General features: G+C 54.0%; 1 protein-coding gene. It reads right to left on the bottom strand.

Features of this window, described 5'->3' with window-relative positions; translation table 11 throughout:
• Positions 1-30 precede the first annotated feature (30 nt).
• Positions 31-1,406 (bottom strand): IS3 family transposase gene (locus tag NX780_RS25050; RefSeq protein ID WP_258830607.1). Its coding sequence is split into 2 segments (ribosomal slippage): positions 31-947 and positions 947-1,406, totalling 1,377 coding nucleotides; the frame shifts between segments, so codons are not numbered across the junction.
• Positions 1,407-1,451: the final 45 nt, after the last annotated feature.

Raw genomic sequence — 1,451 nt, 5'->3', positions numbered from 1 at the left:
TGAACTGACCCCAAATAGTTGGACGTTAGTTTAAGCGCCCACGGCCTGAGTTCTGTATTGCACAGGGCTCAGGCCTTTGAGTTTGAGCTTGATACGGTCGTTATTGTAGTACTTGATGTACTCGGCGAGTCCCTCTCTCAGCTCGTCAATGCTCGAGAATTTCTTCAGATAGAAGAACTCGGTCTTGAGCACTCCGAAGAAGCTTTCCATGGCAGCGTTATCGTAGCAGCAGCCCTTGTTCGACATGCTCTGCACCATGCTACGTTCTTTTAACGTGGCCTGATAACGCGGCATCCGGTAATGCCACCCCTGGTCGGAATGCAGCAAAGGATGTTCGTGTGGCTGCAGCTTGGCGAGTGCTTTGTCCAGCATCGAGCCTACCATTTCGAACACCGGGCGCCTGCTGGTCTCGAAAGTGACGATCTCTCCGTTATACAGGTCAAGAATCGGCGAAAGGTATAGCTTCTCGCTGCCTACCTTAAACTCGGTTACATCGGTGACCCATTTTTGATTCGGCGCCGTAGACTCAAACTGGCGGTTCAGTTCATTGGACGCGACGGCTCCCATATCGTCCTTGTACGACTTGTATTTTTTAGGACGCACGAGCGATTTCAAGTTCAGCTCACCCATCAACCGTTGGACGGTCTTATGGTTGATTTTCCGCCCCATCAGCCGGAGAACGACAGTCACCCGACGGTAGCCGTAGCGGCCCCGGTGTTCGCCATAGATCGAGCCGATCTGTGTTTTTACCTCAGCATACTTGTCGCCTACCGCTCGTGCTTTCCGATGGTAGTAGTAGACGCTTCGCGCCAGGTCGGCAACCTTGAGCAGGACCGGCAGTGGAAACCGTGGCCTTAGTTCGTGCACTACTTGCGCTTTTTCTGCGGCGCTTTCGGTTGGGCTTTCACCTGCGCCCGCGATCGAACCAAGGCATCGAGCTTTTTTAGGTACGCGACCTCCGCACGAAGGTGCAGCAGCTCATCGAGTAGTTCTTCGCGGCTGCGGTTGTCGGCGCTTTCAGCCGGCTCAGGCTTGTCTTGCTCAGGTTGCACTTTTGATTTTCCTATCGGGCCGGGTTCCAAGGCTGCGATACCGCCCTCGCGGTAAGCCCGCTCCCAACCACCGATCGTCGCGTGACGCCGGACATTGAAGACTGTAGCAGCTTGTCCCTTTGATAGCTTATTGTCCCACATGTGCTGCAGTACCGAGAGCTTGAAGGCAGCGTCATACGACTTGCGCTTTCTCTCGAGTCCCTGTTCTCCATGAGCACGGAAGAACCCAACCCATCGTTGAACGAGCGAAAAATTGGCTATCCCAAACTCTTCCGCAAGTGTCCGATACCCCATTGCACCCTCGAGATACCGCTGCACGACAAGCAGCTTGAACTCAGGTGTGTACTTCACCATGAAAAAACCCCAGAAGTTGGTGTCCAACTTTCTGGGGTCAGTTCA

This window comes from Massilia agri (assembly GCF_024753255.1).
GTDB classification, from domain to species: Bacteria; Pseudomonadota; Gammaproteobacteria; order Burkholderiales; family Burkholderiaceae_D; genus Telluria; species Telluria agri.
Note: the sequence above shows the minus strand (reverse complement) of the source record. Positions and strands in the feature narration are given on the sequence as shown.